This window comes from Streptomyces sp. NPDC001493, from assembly GCF_053597235.1.
On the sequence record NZ_JBSFHV010000018.1, the window covers coordinates 144,491 to 168,641 of the forward strand.

At 72.3% G+C, this 24,151-nt stretch carries 20 protein-coding genes and 1 riboswitch; of the genes, 12 read left to right on the top strand and 8 right to left on the bottom strand.

The window, feature by feature from the left end; translation table 11 throughout:
* Positions 1–14: 14 nt before the first annotated feature.
* Positions 15–2,600, bottom strand: a complete 2,586-nt coding sequence (locus ACWCWD_RS24785; RefSeq protein ID WP_450775708.1) for a glycoside hydrolase family 3 C-terminal domain-containing protein — start codon at positions 2,598–2,600, stop codon at positions 15–17.
* A 507-nt stretch (positions 2,601–3,107) separates the two neighbouring features.
* Between ACWCWD_RS24785 and ACWCWD_RS24790 the strand changes: the two genes are divergently transcribed.
* From ACWCWD_RS24790 to ACWCWD_RS24815, 6 genes are all read left to right on the top strand, one after another.
* Positions 3,108–4,691, top strand: coding sequence for an ABC transporter substrate-binding protein (locus ACWCWD_RS24790; RefSeq protein WP_450775710.1), 1,584 nt, complete (start codon positions 3,108–3,110; stop codon positions 4,689–4,691).
* Positions 4,688–5,641, top strand: a complete 954-nt coding sequence (locus ACWCWD_RS24795; RefSeq protein ID WP_386890004.1) for an ABC transporter permease — start codon at positions 4,688–4,690, stop codon at positions 5,639–5,641. The genes ACWCWD_RS24790 and ACWCWD_RS24795 overlap by 4 nt, the downstream gene beginning before the upstream one ends.
* The gene (locus tag ACWCWD_RS24800; protein WP_450775712.1) at positions 5,638–6,519 is read left to right on the top strand and encodes an ABC transporter permease; all 882 of its coding nucleotides are present in this window, start codon (positions 5,638–5,640) and stop codon (positions 6,517–6,519) included. Before ACWCWD_RS24795 ends, ACWCWD_RS24800 begins: the two co-directional genes overlap by 4 nt.
* Entirely contained in the window at positions 6,516–7,619 is a 1,104-nt protein-coding gene (locus ACWCWD_RS24805; protein WP_450775714.1) for an ABC transporter ATP-binding protein, read from the top strand. Before ACWCWD_RS24800 ends, ACWCWD_RS24805 begins: the two co-directional genes overlap by 4 nt.
* Before the next feature lie 62 nt (positions 7,620–7,681).
* Complete coding sequence (locus tag ACWCWD_RS24810) at positions 7,682–8,704, top strand: ABC transporter ATP-binding protein (protein WP_450775798.1); 1,023 nt, start codon at positions 7,682–7,684, stop codon at positions 8,702–8,704.
* A gap of 82 nt (positions 8,705–8,786) precedes the next feature.
* Complete coding sequence (locus ACWCWD_RS24815) at positions 8,787–10,592, top strand: gamma-glutamyltransferase family protein (RefSeq protein ID WP_450775716.1); 1,806 nt, start codon at positions 8,787–8,789, stop codon at positions 10,590–10,592.
* Between the two features lie 131 nt (positions 10,593–10,723).
* On the opposite strand, the gene ACWCWD_RS24820 is transcribed toward ACWCWD_RS24815, so the two are convergent.
* From ACWCWD_RS24820 to ACWCWD_RS24830, 3 genes are all read right to left on the bottom strand, one after another.
* Positions 10,724–11,425 carry an Lsr2 family DNA-binding protein gene (locus tag ACWCWD_RS24820; RefSeq protein ID WP_450775718.1) on the bottom strand — a complete coding sequence of 234 codons (702 nt, stop codon included), beginning with the start codon at positions 11,423–11,425 and terminating at the stop codon, positions 10,724–10,726.
* Between the two features lie 98 nt (positions 11,426–11,523).
* Positions 11,524–12,120 (bottom strand): hypothetical protein, encoded by a 597-nt coding sequence (locus ACWCWD_RS24825; protein WP_450775720.1) that lies wholly within the window; start codon positions 12,118–12,120, stop codon positions 11,524–11,526.
* Between the two features lie 148 nt (positions 12,121–12,268).
* The gene (locus ACWCWD_RS24830; protein ID WP_450775722.1) at positions 12,269–12,691 is read right to left on the bottom strand and encodes a MarR family winged helix-turn-helix transcriptional regulator; all 423 of its coding nucleotides are present in this window, start codon (positions 12,689–12,691) and stop codon (positions 12,269–12,271) included.
* A 204-nt stretch (positions 12,692–12,895) separates the two neighbouring features.
* On the opposite strand from ACWCWD_RS24830, the gene eno reads away from it, so the two are divergent.
* A complete protein-coding gene (gene eno / locus ACWCWD_RS24835) occupies positions 12,896–14,173 on the top strand; it encodes a phosphopyruvate hydratase (protein WP_450775724.1) in 1,278 nt (425 codons plus the stop codon).
* Between the two features lie 42 nt (positions 14,174–14,215).
* Here the strand turns inward: eno and ACWCWD_RS24840 are convergent, their stop codons facing one another.
* Complete coding sequence (locus ACWCWD_RS24840) at positions 14,216–15,883, bottom strand: FAD-dependent monooxygenase (RefSeq protein ID WP_450775726.1); 1,668 nt, start codon at positions 15,881–15,883, stop codon at positions 14,216–14,218.
* Positions 15,884–16,082: 199 nt separating this feature from the next.
* Between ACWCWD_RS24840 and ACWCWD_RS24845 the strand changes: the two genes are divergently transcribed.
* Positions 16,083–16,634: a Rieske (2Fe-2S) protein gene (locus ACWCWD_RS24845; RefSeq protein ID WP_450775728.1), complete on the top strand. Its 552-nt coding sequence runs from the start codon at positions 16,083–16,085 to the stop codon at positions 16,632–16,634.
* Between the two features lie 199 nt (positions 16,635–16,833).
* A complete protein-coding gene (locus ACWCWD_RS24850) occupies positions 16,834–17,304 on the top strand; it encodes a pyridoxamine 5'-phosphate oxidase family protein (protein WP_450775730.1) in 471 nt (156 codons plus the stop codon).
* 36 nt (positions 17,305–17,340) lie between these two features.
* On the opposite strand, the gene ACWCWD_RS24855 is transcribed toward ACWCWD_RS24850, so the two are convergent.
* Complete coding sequence (locus tag ACWCWD_RS24855) at positions 17,341–18,672, bottom strand: aminotransferase class I/II-fold pyridoxal phosphate-dependent enzyme (protein ID WP_450775732.1); 1,332 nt, start codon at positions 18,670–18,672, stop codon at positions 17,341–17,343.
* 35 nt (positions 18,673–18,707) lie between these two features.
* Between ACWCWD_RS24855 and ACWCWD_RS24860 the strand changes: the two genes are divergently transcribed.
* Entirely contained in the window at positions 18,708–19,421 is a 714-nt protein-coding gene (locus tag ACWCWD_RS24860) for a pyridoxamine 5'-phosphate oxidase family protein (RefSeq protein WP_450775734.1), read from the top strand.
* A gap of 136 nt (positions 19,422–19,557) precedes the next feature.
* Here the strand turns inward: ACWCWD_RS24860 and ACWCWD_RS24865 are convergent, their stop codons facing one another.
* Positions 19,558–20,259 (bottom strand): Clp protease N-terminal domain-containing protein, encoded by a 702-nt coding sequence (locus ACWCWD_RS24865; protein ID WP_450775736.1) that lies wholly within the window; start codon positions 20,257–20,259, stop codon positions 19,558–19,560.
* Positions 20,260–20,430: 171 nt separating this feature from the next.
* On the bottom strand, positions 20,431–21,471 hold the full coding sequence (locus ACWCWD_RS24870; protein WP_450775738.1) for an EamA family transporter: 1,041 nt from the start codon (positions 21,469–21,471) through the stop codon (positions 20,431–20,433).
* A 516-nt stretch (positions 21,472–21,987) separates the two neighbouring features.
* On the opposite strand from ACWCWD_RS24870, the gene ACWCWD_RS24875 reads away from it, so the two are divergent.
* Together ACWCWD_RS24875 and ACWCWD_RS24880 are read left to right on the top strand one after the other, a co-directional pair.
* Positions 21,988–22,644, top strand: coding sequence for a PadR family transcriptional regulator (locus ACWCWD_RS24875; protein ID WP_450775740.1), 657 nt, complete (start codon positions 21,988–21,990; stop codon positions 22,642–22,644).
* A 289-nt stretch (positions 22,645–22,933) separates the two neighbouring features.
* Positions 22,934–23,989, top strand: a complete 1,056-nt coding sequence (locus ACWCWD_RS24880; protein WP_450775742.1) for a phosphotransferase family protein — start codon at positions 22,934–22,936, stop codon at positions 23,987–23,989.
* A 71-nt stretch (positions 23,990–24,060) separates the two neighbouring features.
* Positions 24,061–24,149: riboswitch (ZMP/ZTP riboswitch) on the top strand.
* The last annotated feature ends 2 nt before the right edge of the window (positions 24,150–24,151 follow it).

A 24,151-nucleotide genomic window follows, 5' to 3' on the forward strand; every position in this document is an offset into this window, starting at 1 on the left:
TCCGCGAACGCCCGTCAGCGGTACGGGAAGCGCTCTCCGAGCGCGCCTCCGGCCGTCGTGCGGGGGACGTCCACGGTGGCGGCCAGCGGCAGCCGCCCGGCGGACGGCCCCGCGTACACCTCGTACGTGCCCGGCTCGGTGAGCCACCCCCGCTCCTGCGGGGACCAGTGGTGCAGGGCGCGGTGCGGTACGCGTACGGCGGCGGTGACGGTCTCGCCCGGACCGGCCTCGACCGCGGTGTATCCGGCCAGCCACCGCACGGGGCGTTCCACCGCCGAGCCGGGCCGGGCGAGATACACCTGCACGACCTCCCGGCCCCGCCAGCCACCGGTGTTGCGGAGCCGTACGGAGACGGTGAAGGCCGTCTCCTCGTCGGCCGCCTCCGTCGCCGGGGGTACGGACGCGCTCTCGTACTCCCAGGTCGTGTACCCGAGTCCGTGGCCGAACCAGTAGGCGGGGGTGCGGTGTTCGCGCAGCCAGGCGCGGTGGCCGATGTGCGGGCCCTCGGTGTACCGCAGTACGCCGTCCACCGGCCGGACCGCGCGGACCGGGGCGTCGGCGAGGGTGGCGGGCCAGGTGGTCGGGAGCCGGCCGCCCGGTTCGGCGGCGCCGAACAGGACGTCGGCCAGCCCGGTCCCCGCCTCCTGCCCCGGAAACCAGGTCAGCAGGAGGGCGGGAGCCGCGTCCCGCCACGGCATCTCCACCGGGCCGCCGGAGTTGACGACGACGACCGTACGCGGCTGGGCGGCGACCACCGCGCGGACGAGTTCGTCCTGGTCGCCGGGGAGCGCGAGGGTGGTCCGGTCGTGGCCCTCCGACTCGCTGTCCTGCGTGGTGCCCACGAACACCACGGCCGCGTCGGCCGCGCGGGCCGCGTCCACCGCCTCCGCCAGGGCGGTCGCGCGGTCGGGCCTCGGGGGCTCGGCCGTCACCAGGGTGGCGCGGCCGGTCCCGTCGGCGAGTTCGCGGCGGGCCACGACCAGGACGGGCCGCCCGGCGGTGAGTTCGGCCCCGCCGTACTGGCTCGGCGGGTTGACGTGCACCACGGCCGGGTCGTCGGTCTCGCGCGGGAACACCCCGTCGACCAGCGGCGTCCCGTCGACGGTGAGGCTCATCCGGCCGAACCCCCCGACGCCGAAGGTCCAGGCGCCGCCCGTACCGGGGAGCAGCCGGGCGCTGATCTCCACGGTGTGCGCGCCGGGCGGCAGAGGGGGTTCGATCTGGCGGCCCGACTCCCGGTGCCCGGCGTACAGTTCGGCGCCGTCCGCGCCGAGCACCCGCAGCAGTGCGCCGGGCCGGCCGTCGCGCGGGTCGTGGCACCCGGGGCCGCCGAGGGAGGGGGGTGCGCCCAGGGCCGGGCCGGGCGCGTGCACGACCCGTGTGGTGGGAGCGAGCGCGTCGCGGAGTGCGTCGAGCGGGGTGGAGACGTGCCGGGGGTGGACGCCCGCGCTGCCGCCGCCCTGCACCCGGGGGTCCGCCGCCTGTGCCCCGATCACCGCGAGAGAGGTGAGCGAGGCCGGGTCCAGGGGCAGCACGTCCCGGTTGCCGAGGAGCACGCATCCGGCCGCGACCGCGCGCCGCAGCAGGGCGCCTGGGTCCTCCGGGCACGACGGGCACGACGGGAGCGACGGGAGCGACGGGAGCGACGGGAGCGACGCGGACGGCTGGGACGGCTGGGACGACTGGAGCGGCGCGGGCTGCGGCGGCTCCGCGGGGAGCGCGGGGGCTGCCGGGGCCGCGGGGTCGAGTGCGCCGACCCGGTCGGCGAGCAGCAGCAGCCGGGCCACCTTGTCGTCGATCGCGGCCATGGGGACGTGTCCGTCCTCGACCGCCCGGAGGAGGCCGTCGGCCCAGGGGCTCTCGGGGCCGGGCATCGCCAGATCCAGGGCCGCGCGGGCGGCGGGCACGGTGGAGCGCACCGCGCCCCAGTCGGAGACGAGGACGCCGTCGAAGCCCCACTCCTCCTTGAGCGGCCGTGCCAGCAGCGGGCTCTCGGCCAGGGTGGTGCCGTCGACCGCGTTGTAGCCGCACATCACCACCCGTACCCCGGCGGCGCGCACGGCGGCTTCGAAGGGGACGAGGTAGACCTCGCGCAGGGTGCGCTCGTCGAGGTCGACGGAGACGGTGAGGCGGTCCGTCTCGGAGTCGTTGGCGACATAGTGCTTGGCCGTCGCGGCGACGCCCTGCGCCTGAATGCCCCGGATCAGGGCGGCGCCGGTACGGGCGGTCAGCTCGGGGTCCTCGGAGTAGCACTCGAAGTGGCGGCCGCTCAGCGGGGACCGGTGCAGGTTGAGGGTGGGCGCCAGTACGACGTCCACGCCCTTGCGCTTCGCCTCGGCGGCGAGCAGCCCGCCCAGGCGTTCGGCCAGTTCCTCGTCCCACATCGCGCCGACGGCGGAAGCCGACGGCAGCAGCGCGGAGGTGTTCCGCTCGTCCCAGCTCTCCCCGCGTACCCCGGCCGGCCCGTCGGACATCGTCATCCCGCGCAGCCCCACGGCGGGCTCGTCCGCGGTGCGCCAGGTGGTCGCGCCGGTGAGCAGCCGTACCTTCTGGCGCGGGTCCAGCGTGTCGAGCAGCCGGTCGATCTCTTCCTGCTTCACCGAGTTCCCCCTCGCGAGTCGCTCGCCGCAGGGCGTGGAGAGCGCTCTCCGAGAGCATCGCCAAAAGCCCCGCGGGTGTCAACGCACGGTCCGGTGAGAACGGGGCCGCGCGGGAGGCGGCGACGAGGGCCCAGCCGCGCGCAGAGGGGAGGCGAGGGGGCAGCCGCGCGCGGACGCGACGGAGGTGAGGGCACAGCCATGCACAGACGCGACGGAAGTGCGGGTTCGCAGCCGTCCACAGGCGGAGGCGAGGGCGCAGCGGTACGCACCCGTGCGCGGACGCGACGGACACGGCGGGCTCACACTCCCCGCCGCGCACCACAACCGCCCTGATTTCACCCCGATAAGGGACATTCCCCCATAACGAAGTTGCCCTCTGCACCGAAAGTGTCCGGGATGCGGACAACGGCCTTGCTTGTTGACTGTATGCGAAATACGGTCTGCGATATTCCTTGATGACCCCCAGGTGGGAGGTAGGCCCCCGTGCGCCGAAAAGCGGTTGCCTTCGTGGCAGTTGCGCTGGTGTCACTCGTCTCGGGCTGCACGTCGCTGCAGTCCTCGGCAACCGAGGTCGGAGGCGTACGGAAAACCGATGAGCGGCCCGTACGCGACGGCGGGACGCTCACCGTCGCGCTCAACTCCGACCCGGACAAACTCGACCCCAGCCTTGCCCAGACCCTCGTGGGCCGCACTGTCTTCGCGGGCATGTGCGAGAAGCTCTACGACATCGACGAGAACGGCACCCTGGTGCCGCAGCTCGCCACGGCGCTCCCCGAGGTCTCGGCGGACGGACTGACCGTCACCCTGCCCATCCGTCAGGGCGCGAAGTTCAGCGACGGCACCCCGCTCGACGCGGCGGCCGTGGTCACCTCCCTGCTGCGCCACCGCGACCTGCCCGGTTCCGCGCGTGCCACGGAGCTCGGCCCGGTCAAGAAGGCCGTGGCCGTCGGTTCGTCCACGGTGCGGATCACGCTCGACCACCCGTACACGCCGCTCACCGGCGTTCTCGCCGACCGGGCCGGGATGGTGATGTCCCCGACCGCGCTGAAGAAGTACGGCAAGGACTTCACCAACCACCCGTCGTGCGTCGGCGCGTTCCGCTTCGTCGAGCGGGTCGGCGGCGACCGGATCGTGCTGGAGAAGGACCCGAACTACTACGCGGCGGACAAGGTCCACCTCGACAAGGTCGTCTACAAGCCGATATCCGACGGCAACGTCCGTCTCGCCAACCTGCGTTCGGGCGACGTCCAGATCGGCGACCAGATGGGCCCGGTCGACGTGCAGAGCGCGCTCACCGAGCCGAACCTCCAGCTCTTCAACTCTCCTTCGCTGGGGTTCCAGGGCATCGGCGTCAACGTGGGCAACGTGCACGGTCTCGGTGAGAAGCCGGGGAAGATCGACACCCCGCTCGCCTCCGACGTGCGCGTCCGCGAGGCCTTCGATCTCGCCATCGACCGCGACCTCCTCAACACCGTGGTCTTCCAGGGCATGTACGAACCGGCCTGCGGCCCCATCTCCCCGCAGTCCGGCATCGCCCCCGGGGTCAAGCCCGAGGACTGCCCCAAGCGCGATGTCGCCAAGGCCAAGAAGCTGCTGAAGGAAGCCGGGGTGAAGCTCCCGGTCAAGGTCGAGCTGAAGACCTCCACCACCCCGGAGCAGGGCCGCGTGGGCCAGGTGCTCCAGGCCATGGTCAAGGAGGCGGGCTTTGAACTCTCCCTGCGTCCCACCGAGTACACGACCATGATCTCGGAGACCGACGAGGGTGACTACGACATCTTCACCAGCGGCTGGTCCGGCCGGCTCGACCCGGACGGCAACGTCTCCAACTTCCTGAGGACCGCGGGCGCCATGAACGCCTACGGCATCGGCGACCCGGACCTCGACAAGCTGATCGACGAGGGCCGCTCCATCTCCGACCCGGCCCGGCGCACCGAGATCTACGACGAGATCACCAAGCGCGTCCAGGACGACCACTCCATGATCTACCTCTACCGGCAGAAGAACTACGTCGTCGCCTCCAAGAACGTCGCGGGCATCCGCGTCTTCGGCGACGGACTGGTCCGGGTCACGAACGCGGGGTACATCCGTTGACGAAATTCCTGCTGACGCGCCTGCGCCAGTCGCTCATCACCCTGATCCTCGTGAGCATCGTGGTGTTCGCCGGAATCCGGGCGCTCCCCGGCGACCCGGCGCTCGCCCTCGCCGGCGAGGAGCGCAGCCCCGAGGCGCTCGCCGCGATCCGTGAGGCGTACGGCCTCAACGACAACATCGTGGTCCAGTACGGCCGGTTCATCGGTCACGCCCTCACCGGGGACCTCGGCACCTCGTCGCGCACCGGCCTCCCGGTCTCCCAGGCCATCGGCCAGGCCCTCCCGGTCACCCTCGAACTCGCCGCGCTCTCGCTGCTCCTGGCGATCGTCATCGGGATCGGCGCGGGCGTGATCGCCGCCGTCCGGCGCGGCAAGCCGGAGGAGTGGCTGGCCAACGCCATCGCCCTGGTGGGCCTTTCGATCCCGACCTTCTGGCTCGGCATCGTGCTGGTGCTCGGATTCGCCATCGCCATACCGGTGTTCTCGGCTTCCGGTTACGTACCGTTCGGCACCGATCCACTCGACAACCTGCGCCGGATGGTGCTCCCCTCGATCGTCCTCGGCTCCGGCCTCGCCGCCGTGGTGATGCGCCAGACACGGGGTGCGATGCTCGACTCGCTCTCCGCGGACTACGTCCGCACCGCCCGCGCCAAGGGGCTCTCCCGCCGCGCGGTCGTCGGTGGGCACGCCCTGCGCAACTCGCTGGTCACCGTCGTCACCGTGCTCGGCCTCCAGCTGGGCCACCTGATCTCCGGGGCCGTGGTCACCGAGCAGATCTTCGTGCTGCCCGGCTTCGGCAAGCTCACCATCGACGCCGTCTTCACCCGCGACTACGCCACGCTCCAGGCCGTGGTGCTCTGCACCTCCGCCGCGTACATCCTCATCAACCTGCTGGTCGACGTGGTCTATTCGGTCATCGACCCGCGTATCCGGCTCGGAGGTGCCAAGTGACGACCGCACTCGCCACCCCGGCGCAGGCCACCACGCGGAAGGCGGGCGGCGGCAAGCTGCGCGCCCTGCGCAAGAACCGCCTCGCGCTGATCGGCGGCATCATCGCCGCCGTCTTCGTCCTCACGGCGCTCTTCGCGCCGCTGATCGCCCCGTACGACCCCGCGCAGCCGGACTTCACCAATGTCCTGGACGCGCCGAGCTGGTCGCACTGGCTGGGCACCGACGATCTCGGGCGCGACCAGCTCTCCCGGATCATCCACGGAACCCGGGCGTCCATGCAGGTCGGACTGCTCGCCGTGGTGCTGGCCTTCCTGATCGGCGTGCCGCTGGGTCTCGCGGCCGGCTACTACGGGCGGCTCACGGACAGCGTGGTGTCCCGGATCACCGACACGATGCTCGCCTTCCCGTTCCTGGTGCTGGCCGTCGGGCTCGCCGCGATCCTCGGCCCGTCGCTGACCAACGCCACGATCGCCATCGGCATCTCGCAGATCCCCGCGGTCATCCGCATCACGCGGGCGGAGACGCTGCGGCTGAAGCACGTCGACTACGTCGCCGCGGCGGTGGCCAACGGCGGCGGCGACGGAACGGTCCTGTTCCGTCACATCCTGCCGAACGCCACCTCGGCGCTCATCGTGCAGGCAACGGTCGGCATCCCCGCCGCGATCATCAGCGAGGCGCTGCTCAGCTTCCTCGGCCTCGGTGTGCAGCCGCCCGCGCCCTCGCTCGGCGTGATGCTCTCCGGCGCCCAGTCCTTCCTCGCGCTCGCGCCGTGGCTGGCCGTCTTCCCGGGCCTGGCCATCGTCGCCGCGACGCTGGCGTTCAACCTGCTCGGCGACGGACTGCGTGACGTCCTCGACCCCCGCGGAGGCACCCGATGACCGAGACCCTCTCCCCTCCCGCGCGGGACACCGGCCCCGGCGGCGAACCCGTGCTGAGCGTCCGCGATCTCACCGTCGCCTTCCCCTCGGAGCACCGCACGGTGCACGCCGTCGACGGGGTCTCCTTCGACCTCGCGCGCGGTGAAGTCCTCGCGCTGGTCGGGGAGTCGGGCTGCGGCAAGTCCGTGACGTCGATGGCGACCATGGGCCTGCTGCCGCCCACCGCGCGGATCGGCGGATCGATCCGGCTGAACGGCCGCGAGCTGGTCGGCGCCCCCGAGAAGGAACTCCAGAAGATCCGGGGCAAGGACCTCGCGATGATCTTCCAGGAGCCGATGACCTCGCTGAACCCGGTCCTCACCATCGGCCGGCAGATCAGCGAGGTGATCCGCAGGCACCAGGGTCTGGGCCGCAAGGAAGCCAAGGCGCGCGCGGTCGAACTGCTGGCCCTGGTCGGCATTCCCGCCCCGCACCGCAGGGTCGACGAGTACCCGCACCAGCTCTCCGGCGGCATGCGCCAGCGCGTGATGATCGCCATCGCCGTCGCCTGCGACCCGTCGGTGCTGATCGCCGACGAGCCGACGACGGCGCTCGACGTCACCGTGCAGGCGGGCATCCTGGACGTGCTCCAGTCGCTGCGGGACCGCCTCGGCACCGCGATCGTCCTGGTCACCCACGACCTGGGAGTCGTCGCCGACGCGGCCGACCGCGTGCTGGTCATGTACGCCGGCCGTCCGGCCGAACAGGCCCCGGTGCACGACCTGTTCGCCGGTGCCCGGCACCCGTACTCCCGGGGCCTGCTGGGCGCGGTGCTCCGGCCCGGCGGCGAGGGCAAGCGCAGGCTGCCCGAGATCCCCGGCATGGTGCCGAACCTCGACACCCGGCCCGACGCCTGCACGTTCGCACCCCGGTGCGCCCGTGCCGACGACATCTGCACCGGCAAGCGGCCCGGCTTCGACTCCGTCGCCTCCTCGGTCGACCTCTCGGCCGGTACGGCCGCGTCCCACCGGGCGGCCTGCTGGCACCCGTTCACCGCGGACGAGACCTCCACCCCCGTGCCGGCCGGCGCCGCGCGCCCCGACCAGGAGACCGGACAGTGACCACTCCGCAGACCGTCCCCGCACCCCGCGCGAGCGGCGCCCCCTCGGACCCGCAGGGCCCGGTGCTGGAAATCACCTCCCTGGAAAGGCACTTCGGCGCGTCCGGCGGCGGCACCGTACGGGCCGTGGACGGTGTCTCGATCACCATCGGGCACGGCGAGGTCGTCGGCCTCGTCGGCGAGTCCGGCAGCGGCAAGTCGACCGTCGGCCGCTGCGCGGTACGCCTCGACGAGCCGACCGGTGGCACGGTCGAGATCAACGGCACCGACGTGACCCACATGTCCCGCCGCGCGCTGCGCCCCCTGCGCAAGGACTTCCACCTGGTGTTCCAGGACCCGTCGTCCTCGCTGGACCCGCGCATGACGATCGGTCAGATCATCGGCGAACCGCTGCGGTTGCACGGGATCGCACGCGGCGAGGCGGTGCGGACCCGGGTCGAGCAGCTCCTCGCCCAGGTGGGTCTGCGCCCCGAGCACGCCGACCGGCACCCGCACGAGCTCTCCGGCGGTCAGCGCCAGCGCATCTCCATCGCCCGCGCGCTCTCCTGCGACCCCGACCTGGTGGTGGCGGACGAACCGACCTCGGCGCTCGACGTTTCCGTGCAGGCCTCGGTGCTCAACCTGCTGGCCGACCTCCAGCGCGACCGCGGCTTCGGGTGCCTCTTCATCACCCACGACCTGGCGGCCGTGGAGTTCCTCGCGGACCGCATCGCCGTCATGTACCTGGGGAAGATCGTCGAGCAGGCCCCGACGGCCGAGCTGTTCGCCTCGCCGAAGCACCCGTACACCCAGGCGCTGCTGTCCGCGGCGCCCGTACCGGACCCGGTGGACCAGCGTTCGCGCAAGCGGATCGTGCTCAACGGCGAGCTCCCCAGCCCGCTCGACCCGCCGTCCGGCTGCCACTTCCACACCCGGTGCCCGCTGGCCACCGACCGGTGCCGCACCGAGGTGCCCGCGCTGCGCGAGCTGCCCGGCGGCCGGCAGGTCTCCTGCCACCTGGTCGCGGACGACGGTACGTCCCCGGACGCGGCCGCGGACGTACCGGCCCCGGACACGACCACGGGGGCGGCCGCGGAGACCCCGTAGCCACCCCCGTATCCTCCGCGCACCACCACTCGAACACCGCATTCGCACGCGCACCCGCACGCAGCAGCAAGGAGCCGCATCCATGTTCACCACCCGCCCGACCCTCCAGGGCACCTTCGGCATGGCGTCCTCCACCCACTGGCTCGCCTCGCAGTCCGCGATGGCGGTCCTGGAGAGCGGCGGCAACGCCTTCGACGGCGCCGTGGCCGCCGGCTTCGTCCTGCACGTGGTCGAACCCCACCTCAACGGCCCCGCCGGCGAGGTGCCGATCATCCTGGCGCCGAAGGACGGCGACGTGCGGGTGCTGTGCGGCCAGGGGCCCGCCCCCGCCGGTGCGAGCGCCGCCCACTACCGTTCCCTCGGCCTGGAGCTGGTCCCCGGCACCGGCCCGCTGGCCGCCGCCGTCCCCGGCGCGTTCGACGCCTGGATGGTGCTGCTGCGCGACCACGGCACCCGGACCCTCGCCGAGGTGCTGCGGTACGCGATCGGGTACGCCGAGGACGGCCACGCGCCCGTCGAGCGCGTCGGCCAGACCGTCGAGACGGTCCGGGAGCTCTTCGAGAACGAGTGGAAGTCCTCCGCCGAGGTCTACCTCGCCGACGGGACGTCCCCGCAGCCGGGCAAGCTGTTCCGCAACCCCGCGCTCGCCGCCACCTGGCGCCGGCTCATCGACGAGGCCGAGAAGACCGGCGGCGAGGACCGCGTCGCGCAGATCGAAGCCGCCCGGACCATCTGGCGCGAGGGCTTCATCGCGGAGGCGATGGTCAGGCAGGCCGCCCGGCCCACCATGGACACCACCGGTACCCGGCACACCGGCACGCTGACCGCCGCGGACCTGGCCGGCTGGTCCGCCACGTACGAGGCCCCCGCCACGTACGAATGGAACGGCTGGACCCTCGCCAAGGCCGCCGGCTGGAGCCAGGGCCCCGCCTTCCTCCAGCAACTCGCCCTGCTCCCCGAGGAGCTGCCCGCGTACGGCTCCGCCGAGTACGTGCACCTGCTTATCGAGGGCTGCAAGCTCGCCATGGCCGACCGTGAGGCCTGGTACGGGGACGCCGCCGAGGTGCCCCTTCAGACCCTGCTCTCCCCCGAGTACAACGCCGAGCGCCGCGCCCTGATCACCGACCGCGCCTCGCGGGAGCTGCGTCCGGGCAGCCCCGACGGCCGCACCCCGGTCCTCAGCACGCACGCCTCCGCCGTCGCCGCCGGCGAGCCGGGCTTCGACGCCATGGGCCTCGCCGCCGCGGGTGTCGGGGAGCCGACCGTCGCCAAGGACGGCGCCACCCGGGGCGACACCTGCCACGTCGACGTCGTCGACCGGTGGGGCAACATGATCTCGGCGACCCCGAGCGGCGGCTGGCTCCAGTCCAACCCCGTCATACCGGAGCTGGGCTTCCCGCTCGGGACCCGGCTGCAGATGGCCTGGCTGGACGAGGGCCTGCCGAACACCCTCACCCCCGGCCGCCGCCCCCGCACCACCCTCACCCCGTCCCTCGCCCTGCGCGACGGCGTCCCGGTGCTGGCCTTCGGCACCCCCGGCGGCGACCAGCAGGACCAGTGGCAGGTCCACTTCTTCCTGGCGGCCGTGCTGCGCGACCGGGTGCGCGGCGGACTCGACCTCCAGGGCGCGGTCGACGCCCACAACTGGCACAACGACAGCTTCCCGGGCTCGTTCTACCCGCGCGGCATGCGCCCCGGCAGCGTCACCGTCGAGGAGGGCATGGACCCGGAGGTCGTGGAGGAGCTGCGCCGCCGGGGCCACGAGGTCACGGTCGGCAATGCCTGGTCGGAGGGCCGGCTCTGCGCCGTCGCCCGCGACCCCGAGACGGGCGTGCTGTCCGCCGCCGCCAACCCGCGCGGCATGCAGGGATACGCGGTCGGCCGCTGATCACACACCCGCTGCACTCTCCGAAGGCCCGTCCGGGAACTCCCCGGCCGGGCCTTCGGCGTGTCCGGGGTTCGGGTGACCGGCCGGGCATCCGGCATCCGGCATTGGAACCTACGGCCGTGAACGGGGCTTCAGCCCATCGGGAACCCGCCGGAACCGCACCCGGCAGCCTCTTCCCAGGCCTCTCGCAGCCCGGCCGGTACCCTTCCGCGCGTCGGTACGTCGAATCCGTTCGCGCGGCCCCACGCCCGGATGGCCTCCAGGTCGACGGGCGGCCGCACCGACGGCATCGGTGGATACCACTGGTCGAGATCCGAGGGCACGAAGTCGCCACCGCCGTCCAGGAGATCCCCCGGAAACTGCGGAACCGCCGTCTCTCCGCCCAGCACGGAGACGAGGAACGTCGTCAGGTTCCCGGCGAAGGTGAACCAGCGCGGCCCGCGCGCCTCGTTGACCGCGATCGTCCAGGCGTCCGGCCGCCCCCGATGATCCCGCACCCAGAACACTCGCTCACCGTTGTCCGTACCACCGCAGGGAAGCAGAAGCGCGGGGTCCACCGGCGCCGGGCAGATCCCCCGGGCATGGTCGGACCTCATCTGCTCGCGCAGCCGGTCGCTCGCGGGGCCGACCAGATTGACGTGGACCGAGGTGTGCCGGGGATCGTAGATCCAGAGGTAGCCCGCGAAACAACCGGGGTCGTACACGGTGGTGAGCTGCTTGTAGTCGTCGGGAAGCGGCGTGCCCAGCACGGACTCGACGCGCGCCCAGTCCACGGGCGGCTGCCGGGCGGCGGGAGGGGGACAGAGCTCTCCGAGGCGCTCAAGCGTGCTCATTCGATTCCGCTCCGGTTTCCTGGAACCCCTGGAACTCCTGGGGCTCCGGGACTCCTGGGACAAGTTCCGCTGCGAGGCGTGATCAGGGTTCTCCCCGTTCAGCGGAGACCACGCTTCTCGCGTTCGCCTTCGGTCAGTTCCTCCATGAGCTTCTCCGGGTCCACCCGCCACTCGGCCTCGTCCAGGGCGTCGTAGTCCGGAGTATTCAACGGCACTCCGAGCTCTACGAGTTCGGTGGCGAGTCGGGTGAACGCGTCGCGCTCGTCGGGCTCGTCCTGGTAGCTCGCCCGCTCGGCGGCGACCCCCTCGGTCAGGGTGCGGCCGGTCATGGTCCAGAAGGTGAACTCGGTGTCGAGTTCCATGGGTTGCCAGCCGCGGTCAGCGGGTTCGTCAGGGTGCAGCCAGTAGCCGACCCACCCCTTTCCGCCCTTCGCCACGAGCTTGACGTATCTGGCCATCTCCGCGGCAGCGGCGTTGACGGCCTGCATCTCCGGGTCCGCGAGCTCCTTCTCGCTCAGATAGCTGGTGTCCAGGAGCGGGTGGACCTCTCCCGTCCCGAAGAACTCGAGACCGAGAACACGGGCGAAGTCGGTGCGGCCTTCCCACTGCGCCACCAGGAGCACACGCAGATCGTCGGGTATCGGACGGCCGTCCAGCCGCTCGCGGGAGAACTCGGCGAGCCGTTCGTCGTACATGCGCCCTCTCCGGAGGTCGAACCTGTCGAACCTGGATCCTCACGCCAACGTAGCAGCGGGGTCCGACAAGGGTCCGGGTACGCCGACGACTGCAGGCCACCCCGTGAGCTGCGGCGTCCGTCATGCGGCTCTTCGTACGGAACGCCTCTCAGTGTGACGCGAGGCGCTCCACCAGCCCGATCCCACGCGCCAGCAACTCCCGCTCCTCCTGCGTCAGTTCCGCATCGATGGCCCGCGCGAGCCAGTCGGCCCTGCGCTCCCGCTCCTCCTCCAGGAGCGCCCGCCCCGCGTCCGAGAGATCGACCAGGCTCTTGCGGCCGTCGGTCGGGTGCGCGCGGCGCGTGATCAACCCCTGTTCCATGAGCAGCCCGACGGCCCGCGCCATGGACTGCGGACGCACCCGCTGACCTGTCGCGAGCTCACTGGTCGTCATGGCGCCGTTGCGGTCCAGCTCGCCGAGCACGGCCACCTGGCCGAGCGGCATCTGGTCTTCGAGCTTCACGCGCCTGGTGAGCTTTCCCATCGCTGTGCGCAGTTCGGCAGCGACGGCGGCGGATTCCGGGAGGGGCATACCGCACTTTATCGCAGGCGGCGAAGACCGATCCGCACAGCTGAACCACTCGGCACAACTAACCAGCAGAACTGTTCAGCACAACTGTCCAGCAGAACTGCTCAGCACAACTGCACAGCATTGCTGTAGAGTATTGCTCGCCGGGTTCAGCGCCACCGTCGTCGCAGCAGGACCCGGCGTGGACCAACGGGAAGGACTCCTCCCATGACCGCCATCACTTCCGTCACGGGCCGCCGGGTACTCGACAGCAGGGGCAACCCCACCGTCGAGGTGGACGTGGAACTGGCAGACGGCTCGCTCGGCCGGGCCGCAGTGCCCTCCGGCGCCTCCACCGGGGCCCGCGAGGCAGTCGAGCTCCGCGACGGCGACCCGGCCCGCTGGCACGGCAAGGGCGTCGACCGTGCGGTGCAGCACGTCAACACGGAGCTTGCCGCCGCCGTCATCGGCCGCGACGCCGAGGACCAGGCCGGCCTCGACGCCGCCCTCGTCGCCACGGACGGCACCGCCACCAAGGCCCGGCTCGGGGCGAACGCCATCCTCGGCATCTCCCTGGCCAACGCCAAGGCCGCGGCGACCGCCCACCGTCTGCCGCTGTACCGGTACCTCGGCGGGTCCGACGCCCGGCTGCTGCCCGTGCCGATGATGAACATCGTCAACGGGGGCGCACACGCGGACAATCCCCTGGACTTCCAGGAGTTCATGATCGTCCCGGTCGGCGCCGCCACGTTCGCCGAGGCCGTCCGGATGGGCTCGGAGGTCTTCCACACCCTGCGCCGCGACCTGCTGGCCGCCGGGCACTCCACGGGTGTGGGCGACGAGGGCGGTTTTGCACCGTCCCTGCGTACGGCCGAGGAGGCTCTGGACTTCGTGGTGGCCGCCGTCGAGCGCACCGGGTACCGCCCGGGTACGGACATCGCCCTGGCCATGGACCCGGCGTCGTCCGAGTTCTTCCACGACGGCGTCTACGACTACGCCGGGGAGGGCGTACGGCGCACCCCGGCCGAAAACGCCGACTACCTCGCCGAGTTGATCGACACCTACCCCATCGTGTCGATCGAGGACCCGATGGCCGAGGACGACCTGGAGGGCTGGCGGGACCTCACCGCGCGGGTCGGGTCGCGCTGCCAGCTCACCGGGGACGACGTGTTCTGCACCAACGAGTCCCTGCTGCGCGAGGGCATCGCCTCCGGCGTCGCCAACTCGGTTCTGGTGAAGGTCAATCAGATCGGCACCCTGACGGAGACGCTGGCCACGGTCAACACCGCGCACCGCGCGGGCTACACCGTCGTCATGTCGCACCGGTCGGGCGAGACGGAGGACACCACGATCGCGGACCTGGCGGTGGCCACGGGCTGCGGGCAGATCAAGACGGGGTCGCTGTCCCGCTCCGACCGCACCGCCAAGTACAACCAGCTCATCCGCATCGAGGAGGAGTTGGGCGGCAGCGCACGGTACGCGGGCGCGGAGGCGCTCCGAAGGTAGCCGCCCGACCCAGCACGCCGGGTTGACGGTGACCTCCCGGCCTCAGATCCGCAGCACCCGGGAGAGGTAGGCGGACAGCTCCGGTACGGCGTCGGGCCCGAGGCGCAGGGCGAGGTACCCGTCCGGGCGCACGAGGAAGCCGGTGGGCCCTTTGGTGCGGTAGATGCGGCGGAACTCCGCCCCGCTGTCGCTCCATACGGGGACCCTGGTGTTCCCGTCCACCCGCCCGCCGGAGCCGAGTACCGCGACGATGGGCACCCGGCGGTGTGTGCGCCGGGAGACCTCGGCGACGACTCCGCCGAACCGGTCCAGCGCCGCGGCGTCCGGCCCGTACAGCACCAGGGTGTGGTCCGGACCGCGCCGCAGCAGGTCGAACAGCCGCACCGGGTAGGTCGCGAGGGGGCCGACGAGCCCTCCGCAGTCCGGTGCGCGGTCACCGGAGTCGGGGGCGCCGCTCACCCCGGCGAGCGCTCCGGTGAGCGGGCCGTCCCGGTAGCCGACGAGGAGTTGGGCCTCGCGCATCATGATGTGGGCCGGGTCGTCGGAGTCGGCCTGCACGCCGCCGCCGGTGGCGTGCCGAACCGTGCGGCCGACGACCTCCTCCCCCACCGGCCTGCGCTCGACGTCGTAACTCTCCAGCAGTGCGGGAGAGTTGAGGCCCGCCGTCGCCAGCGCCAGTTTCCAGGCGAGGTTGACCGCGTCCTGGATGCCGGTGTTCATGCCCTGGGCGCCGGTCGGCGGGTGGATGTGCGCGGCGTCGCCGGCGACGAACACCCGGCCCTCGCCGTAACGGTCCACGATGCGGTGGCTGATGCGGAACACGGACGACCAGCGCATCTCCGAGACGGTGGCGGGTTCGGGTGCGAGCCGGTCCACGACGGCCTGGATGTGGGCCAGTTCGGGGCGCGGCCCCTCCTGCGCCCCGTGGGCGACCCGGCCCGGCGGGCCGGCCGCCGTGGAGAGTTCCGGCGGCACCAGCATCGACATCCGGTAGCGCGAGCGGCCCGGCAGCGGGATGCAGACGAGCAGGTCGTCGGGGATGCCGTCGTCGCCGAGGTGCGTCGAGCGGACGCTGTACCCCGGGGGCAGGCTCCAGTCGGTCTCCACGTCCGCCAGCATGTACTCCTCGGCGAGCGCACCGCCCTCGAAGGTGAGCCCGAGTCCTTTGCGGACCGCGCTGTGGGCCCCGTCGCACCCGACGAGGTAGCGGGACCTGATGTCCCGGGTCGCGCCGGACGCCGTCAGGACGGTGCTCCACACACCGCCGTCGTCCTGGACGAAGGTGACCAGTTCGGTGCCGCGCTCGACACGGGTGCCGTGCCGTTCCAGGTGTTCGGTGAGGATCCGCTCGGTCTGGTACTGGGGCAGCGACGCGAACGTGTACGGCACGTCCGGCGGCAGTTCCAGGTCGATACGGCCCCGCTCCTCGCCGTTGACGTAGGCGAGCTGGCCGCGCATCGGGACGGCGGCGTCCAGGGCGTCGTCGATCACTCCCGCGCGGTCCCACAGCTCGAAGGTCCTCGGCTGGATTCCCACCGCCTTCGCATGCGGAATCGGGGCCTGCAGTCTGTCGATCACCCGGCACGCGACGCCTCGGCGGCGCAGCTCCAGTGCGGCGGTCAGCCCGACCGGCCCCGCGCCCACGATCAGTACATCGGTGCGCACCACGGTCTCTCCCGTCCCACGAAGGCCCCCGGGGGTCCGTTCCATCGTCGCCCCGCCCTCGCGCCCGAGGACTCGTGGACCGTTGCGTCGCATCGGTTCGGGGTGCGGGAGCACGGATGCGGAGCGCGACGCGGTACGGGCGCGGGCGGGCCGAACCTGTGAGTGGCGGCCGCGCAGGAACGCGGGTCCGGGCCGGTACGTTCCCGTGGTCCAGCCCCGCATCAAGGCGAAGGGATTCCCCCGCATGAGCACGACGCAGGAACACGCACCGCAGGAACATGCCCCGCAGGAACACGCACCGCAGAAGCACGCACCGCAGGAACACGCTCCCCAGGAACTCGGAACGCCGGAACGTGGACCGCAGGGGCAAGGGCCCCGGCCCGGAAGACGTGCCGTGGTGGTCGCGGTGGGCGCGGCCGGGGCGATGGCGGCCCTCAGCGCATGCGGGGCGTCCGGCACCTCGGACGGGGACAGCTCCGACGACTCCGACAGCTCCGGCGCGAAGAGCGGCACGGTCCTAGGCAGCACCGGTGACGTCCCGGAGGGCGGCGGCAAGGTGTTCGCGGAGCAGGGTGTCGTGGTGACCCAGCCGACCGCGGGGCAGTTCAAGGCCTTCTCCGCCACCTGTACCCACCAGGGCTGCGCGGTGAGCGGGGTGACCGACGGCGCGATCACCTGCCCGTGCCACCAGTCCACCTTCGATCCGGCGACGGGTGAGCCGACGGGCGGTCCGGCGACCGTCGCCCTGCCCTCGAAGCGGATCACGGTCGCGGACGGATCGATCACGCTGGCCTGAGAAGAGTTCGATCGCTCCGGCCCGGGAAGAGCCGGAGACCGGAGAGGCCGGGAAGAGCCGGGAAGAGGCCGGCAAGAGGCGAAGGAGTCGAGAAGGCTCCTGAAAAGGCACGGTCCCCGGCATTGCGCGGCGGCGCCGGGGACCCGATGATCCTGGGATCGGACGATCCCGCCCAGGGGCGAGAAGGTGAGGGTGCCCCATGGCCGCCGCTCAACGACGAGGCCGCCGGATCATGATGACCGAGGAGGAGCGCGACGCCTACCTGAGGGCGCAGCGCACCTGCCGGGTGGCCACCGTCGGTGCGGACGGTCAACCGCATGTCGGGGCACTGTGGTTCGTGTGGGACGGCACCTCGATCTGGCTCCACTCGCTGACCCGCAGCCTGCGTTGGGAGCACCTGCTCCGGAATCCTCGGACGGCGGTGGTCGTCGACGACGGTGACGAGTACGGGGAGTTGCGCGGCGTCGAGCTGCGGGGCGAGGCCGTCCTGGTGGGCGAGGCACCGCGCACGGGCGAACCGTGCCCCGAACTCGCCTCCGTGGAGAGCCTGTTCCCGATGAAGTACTTCGGGATCGACGCCATGCCGCACGATGGCCGGCACGCCTGGCTGCGGATCACTCCGAAGACCGTCGTCTCCTGGGACTTCCGCAAGCTGGCGGGCCTCGGCTGACCGCCGCCGGACCGCGGTCCGGTCCCGTCGGGCCGCTCAGCCGTAGCTGATCGGCCGGGCGGGGCCGGCCGCCGCCGCGACCGCGTCGGCGAGCGGGCCGACCTCGGCCGGGGTCAGCGGCGACACGGTGATGCGCACCCCCTGGGGAGCGTCCATCCGGAATCTCGCACCGGGCGCCACCGCCCATCCGGCGCGCAGCAGCCGGGTCACGGCGCCGGTCTCGTCGCTGACCGGCACCCAGACGTTCATCCCGCTGCGGCCGTACGCGACGACGCCCCGTTCGGCGAGCGCCGCGACGAGCGCCGAGCGGCGTGCCCCGTACGACCGGGCGACCGCAGGCGTGTCGACGGCGCCCGTGCTCCAGAGATGGACCATGGCGCGCTGGAGCAGTCTGCTGACCCATCCGGGTCCCAGCCGCTGCCGGCCCGCCACCCGGTCCATGGTGATCGAGTCGCCGGTGAGCGCCGCGACCCGCAGGTCCGGCCCGTACGCCTTGGACACCGACCGTACGACCGCCCAGTGGCGGGTCGTTCCGGCCAGGGGGTGGAGCGGCACGTCGACGAAGGCGTGTCCGTGGTCGTCCTCCAGGAGCAGGACGTCGGGGTGGGCGGCGAGCAGGGCGCGCAGTTCCCGCGCCCGCTGCTCGCCGATCGCGGCGCCGGTCGGGTTCTGTGCGCGGGCGGTGACGACGAGGGCGCGGATGCCCGCGCGCAGGGCCCGCTCCACGGCGGCGGGTACCGGTCCGTCCTCGTCGACCTCGACCGGTACGGCGCGCAGTCCGGTCGCGGGAACCAGGTCCAACAGGCTTCCCCAGCCCGGGTCTTCGAGGCCGACCGCGTCCCCGGCCCTGAGGTGGGCCGCCAGGACCCGCTCGATCGCGTCCAGTGAGCCGGAGGTGACGACGATCTGGCCCTCGGGGACGCCATCGGCGGCGAAGACCGCGCGCGCGAGGGCGCCGAACTCGGGCAGTACCGGCAACTCGCCGTACATCCCGGGGTTTTCGCCGTACATCCGGACCGCCTCCGCGAAGGCATCGGCCAGTTCGGGCAGCAACGCGGGGTCCGGGTTCCCCTTGCTCAGGTCCCGTACCCCCGGGGGCGCCTCGACGCGCAGCGAGCCGCGCGCGGTGGTGGCGGGGCGCGGGCGCACCCGACTGCCCCGGCGGCCGTCCGTCTCGATGACTCCGCGTTCTCTCAGGGTGCGGTAGGCGGCCGCGACCGTATTGGGATTGACCCCCAGTCGCGCCGCCAACTCCCGCATGGGAGGCAGGAGTTGCCCGGGAGCAAGCTCACCCGAGCCCACCCCCTGTTCCACGCTCGCGGCAATATCCGCCGCACGCCCACCCGTGATCATGTACTCTCCTAGCACAAACAGCATTATGCACTAGTGCAATGGAGGACGCAATGTCGGAGACCGTCGCGCCCGTCGACCCCCGGGCCGCCGAGGCCGCCGAGGCCGGGGACCACGCCCCCTACGCGGCGACCGGGCGCACCATTCCCACCCGGTCCAAGGAGCGCGCCTCCTACGACCCCGAGGTCGTGCACCCGATACTCGACGGCTCGTACCTCTGCCACCTCGGCTTCGTCCGCGACGGCTTCCCGGTGGTGCTGCCGACGCTGTACGCGCGAGTCGGCCGGCGGCTGTACATCCACGGCTCGACCGGCTCCCGGCCGCTGCGCATGGCCAACACCACGGACCCCGGCCTGCCGGTCTGCCTGACCGTCACCCAGGTCGACGGGCTGGTCCTGGCGCGCTCCGCCTTCCACCACTCGATCAACTACCGCTCAGTGGTGGCGCACGGCATCGCCCACACCGTGACGGACCCCGACGAGCGGCGGATGGCGCTCGACGCCATCGTGGACCAGGTCGTCGCGGGCCGGTCCCAGGACTCGCGGCCGGCCGACGCCAAGGAGCTCGCCGCCACCGCGGTGATCCGGCTGGACCTGGAGGAGGTCTCCGCGAAGCTCCGCACCGGCGGGCCCAACGACGCGCCCGAGGACCTCGCGCTGCCGTACTGGGCGGGCGTGGTGCCGGTCGCCCGGACGTACGGCGAACCGATCCCGTCCGACGACCTCGACCCGTCGATCCCCCTCCCGGAGTACCTCGCGGCGCACTGAACCGCGCGCAGAGGCCGTACGCAGGGGCCGCACGCGGGGCCGTACGCGCGGAGTCGAAACCCGGCACGACTTAGCGCGTACGCCCCACCGCGAGCGACAACAGCACCAGCAGCGCCGCCCGTCCGCCCCTGCTCCCCTACTCCTCGCGCGCGGCGGACCGCCGGGCGATCCCGGTCTTCACCGTCTCGTACAGCTCGTCCGGCGTGAAGCCGAGGTCGTGCAGGATCCGTGCGGCCGGGCTCCCCTCGACGCGGATCAGTCCCAGCAGCGTGTGTTCCGTGCCGACCCAGTCGTTGCCGAGCTCGGCCGACGCGCGGATCGCCTGCTCGATGGCCTCCTTACCCTCCGGCCGGAAGGCGATGTGCCCCCGCTGCGTCTTCTGCCCGACCGGCTGGATCACCGCGTCGACCGCGTCGCGGACACGCTGCTCCGACCCGGCTTTCGCCGTCAGCACCTCGTGGGCCAGGCCCCGAGGCTCACCGAGCAGCCCGAGCAGGATGTGTTCGGTACCGATGAACTCGTGCTTGTGCGTCCGGGCGGCCTCCTGCGCCAGCACGATGCTGTGCCGGTTCAGATTGGTGTACCGCTCGAAGGGGTTGGGGGTGTGGCGCTGCTGGGCGGCCTGCTTGGTCACCCCGATGGCGGTACCGATCTCGGTCCACGACGCACCACCCTGCTTGGCCTTGCCGACGTAGTGGTCGATGAGCTGCTCACCGAGGTCGGACAGGGTCTGCGCGCGGAGGTGCGCCTCACTGATGCGGGCCAGCGGGTCGACGTCGGGGAGTTCCTGGTCCAGACGGGCGATCAGGTCGGCGAGGCTGATATTGAGTGGCGTCATGCGTCAAGCGTAGATTGACGACCCCTAGCCGTCAATCTGTAATTGACGCCTATTCGGGTACGCCGAGGCGAGCCGCGCGACGAGGGCGCGACAGGTGAGGGTGAACGGCCCGGCGGCCGCCGAACGACACAGGCACGGTCGGCGGCGGCGCGGCGAGCGACCCTACAGCCGTCAGGCGGACGCCGCTCCGCCGCCGGTACGCATACGGTCGACGCCCTCTCCCGCCGCGCCCCGCACACCGGGATCGACCGGCCCCGACGCCACCGGCCCCGACGGGGCTTTCGGGGCCGAGGACTGCGCGATGTAGGCACCGGCCAGTACGACGAGTCCGCCGACCAGCTGAGGTCCGGACAGGTGCTCGCCGAGCAGCACCCACGCGAGCACGGTCGCCACCACCGCTTCCAGGCACGCGACGACTCCGGCGACCTGTGGTGAGAGCAGCCGCACGGAGACCACGCCGGCCAGGTAGGCGAGCACGGTCGCCAGCAGCACGACCCAGGCCAGCAGGAGCCAGGCCGGAACCCCGTGGCCGCTCATCCGGGCGGTGGAACCGAGCACCGACCAGCCCATGCCCCAGGGGCGGGCGACCAGCGTGAGCAGCGCCGTGCCGACCAGCAGCCCGTACGCGATGACGCCCACCGGGTGCGGCGGCTCGCGACGCACGCCGCCGCCTTCCTGGCCGGCGACGGGCGCACCCGGGTCCGACAGGACGAAGTAGCCGACCTGACAGCAGGCCGCCGCGAGAGCGAGCAGCAGACCGAGGGGGTCGAAGCGCAGCCCGGACCAGACTTCGACGACACAGGCGAGCCCGGCCGCCGCCAGCAGCACCCCGAGGGCGGCGGCGCGGGTGACCGGCTGGCGCCGCACGAACCGGACCCAGCCCAGCACGAGGGCGGGCGCGAGGTATTCGACGAGCAGCGCCACGCCCACCGGGATACGCGAGATGGCGGCGAAGTAGCAGGCCTGGACACCCGCGACGGCGAACAGCCCGAAGCCGGCCAGCAGCGCGGGCCGCTCCCGCAGCAGGTTCCGGTGCCGCCAGGCGGCGGGGGACAGCACGAGCGCCGCGCCCGCGACCCTGAGCCACACCATGTGCAGCGGATCGAGGCCCGCCTCGATGAGCGGTTTCGCCGCCACCCCGGAGCCACCGAACGCGAACGCCGAGGCCAGGGCGAGCCCCAGGCCGGCACTTCTCCCCTGAGACGCCTGCATCGGCACATCATGTCAGGTGCAACCGGCCCGGTCACCCCTGTCGCATCTCCGCCGAAACACACCGCCGCGCATCCCTCGCCGCCGGAACGGGGCTGTGGATGCAACGTCGGACATGCTCCGGACGCCGCTGGCGGAAGACGTACGGACCATGCAGGGCGGCTCGGCCTCGACGGAGTCCGACGCCGCGCGTCAGCGCAGGGTGACCCGGTGGACGGTGGACTCCCGTCTTCGCCCTGGACGACAGCTGCGGAAGGAGACGGGCGAACGCCTCCACCACTTCACCGGTCGCCTCGCGAACGATCTCAGTCTCAACAGCCATGCTCTGGAACCTGCCGATTCCTGGGAGCTGCCGATCAGCGAGCAGCGTCACCCATCGGCGGCAATCGGTCGGCGCCCACCGGCCCGGGTCACCGGACGCCGATCCCCGCACATCCTTGCCGAGCGATAGTTTCCGATATATCGTTGAGCCATCGGTACGAACGTACCGGTCATCCGATCAACCGGAAGGAGCGCGTCATGCGTTCACATGGATTCGACAACGAGCGCGGCCGAGGCGGTCGCGGACAGGGCGGACCCGGACGGCCGGGCCGCGGAGACTTCGACGGCCGGCGGTCCGCCTTCGGTCCCTTCGGGCCGCAGTTCGGCAGCGGCCCCTTCGGCGGCGGACCCGGCGGCGGACCGTTCGGCGGGGGCCCCTTCGGTGGCGGCCGGGGACGAGGTGGCGGCCGGGGACGGGCGCGGCGCGGCGACGTACGCGCCTCGATCCTGGCGCTGCTCAAGGACCGCCCGATGCACGGCTACGAAATGATCCAGGAGATCGGCGAGCGCAGCGGTGGGGCCTGGCGGCCCAGCCCTGGTTCGGTCTACCCGACGCTCCAGTTGCTGGAGGACGAGGGCCTGATCGTCAGCGCGAGCGAGGGCGGCAAGAAGCTGTTCACGCTCACCGAGGCCGGGAGCGCCGAGGCCGAGTCCGGTCCCGACGCGCCGTGGGAGGACGCCGGGCGCGGCGTCGACTGGGAGAGCGTGAACGAGATCCGGCAGGCCGGGTTCGGCCTCATGGAGGCGTTCGGCCAGGTCTGGAAGACCGGCTCCGCCGACCAGCGCAAGAAGGCGCTCGCCGTCATCAACGACGCCAAGAAGAAGCTCTACCTCATCCTGGCCGACGAGAACTGAGGCCGTGGGTACGAGAGCGGGCGGGGACAAGGGGCCTCGCGACAGGCTCACACCGTGTGAGAGCTGGTCGCGGGGCCTCTTTTCCGTCGTCCCGCCCGCACGGCGGGTCGCGATCCGCCGTGGCGGCGCGGAGCGGTGGCGCGGAGCCCCGACGGAAGGGGCTGGCCGGCTCGGCACTGGCCGTCCGGGCCCGTGCCGATCTCCGGGCCCATGACCGTCTCCGGGTCCGTGACCGGTGGTTGTACGCAAAGACCCTCGCGCGCGCGAAGGCCCGTCTACGCTCACCGACATGCTCAGACGTGTTCCGTTCGGCGAAGCACTGCGATCCACCGTGGGCACCCCCAGGTCGGCCAGACTCCTGGACAGCAGTCCCCGGTCACGGGTGTGGCGGGTACGACTGACCGACCGGCGGCTGGTGGTCGTCAAGCAGATCACCGACGGCGGAGACACCGGCGCCGACGCGGACACGCGCTTCGCGCGAGAGGTGGCCGGGCTGCGCCTGGCGGGACGGGCCTCCCGGCCCGCCGTGGCCCCCGCGGTGCTCGCCGCGGACCCGTCCTCGCGGGTGATGGTCCTGGAGCACGTGGACGACCTCGGCAGGACGAACGACTGGATGCCCGGGTACGCCGAGTCACTCGCCCGACTGCACGCCCTGACCGGACCGGCCGACGCGGGCGCACTACCCGCCTGGTCGGGCCCCACAGCCACCGACGTGGAGTCCTTCCTCGCCCTGGCCCAGGCGCTCGACGTGCCCGTACCGTCCACGGTCCCCGATGAACTCGCCGGCCTCCTGGAGCGGTTGGACCCCACCGGGCACCATGCGCTGCTGCACGGCGACCCCTGCCCCGGCAATGATCTGCGCACTGCCGACGGCGTCCGCTTCGTCGACTTCGAGCGGGCGTCACTCGGCAACGGCCTGATCGAACTCGCTTACCTCCGCACGGGATTCCCCACCTGCTGGTGCGCCATGTCGGTCACCGGGGCCCCGCTCGCGGAGGTCGAGAACGTCTACCGGACCACCTGGCGAGGCCTCACCGGGACGGACGTGCCGGGTGACCTCGCCGACGCGTGCGTGGCCTGGCTGATCCAGGGCGACGCGCTCGTCGAACGGGCCCACCGCGGAACGGTCGACCAGCTCGCGCGGGTGCCCGCCGAGGACTTCACGTGGGGCTACGTCTCCGCCCGCGAGCGGCTCGTCCACCGCCTGGACGTGGTCGCCGGCATGGCCCGCGACCACGACCGTCTGCACGCCGTGGGCAGCCTCGGTTCCGCCCTCGCCCGTCGCCTGCTCGAACGCTGGCCGAGGCTGCGCCCCTTGCCCGCGCACGACGCCCGCCCTTGGTAGGAGGACCGCTCTGCGGATGTTCAAGCGCCTCGCCGAAGGCTGGGTCGAGCCTGTCGGATGCCGCTAGAGTTCTGTCCGGCCGCGACTGGCGAAGGTGGACAACCACCGGGGAGCGGCCGTACCTGTTCCGATGTGGACGTCGACCGCCTGGGCGCCTCCGTC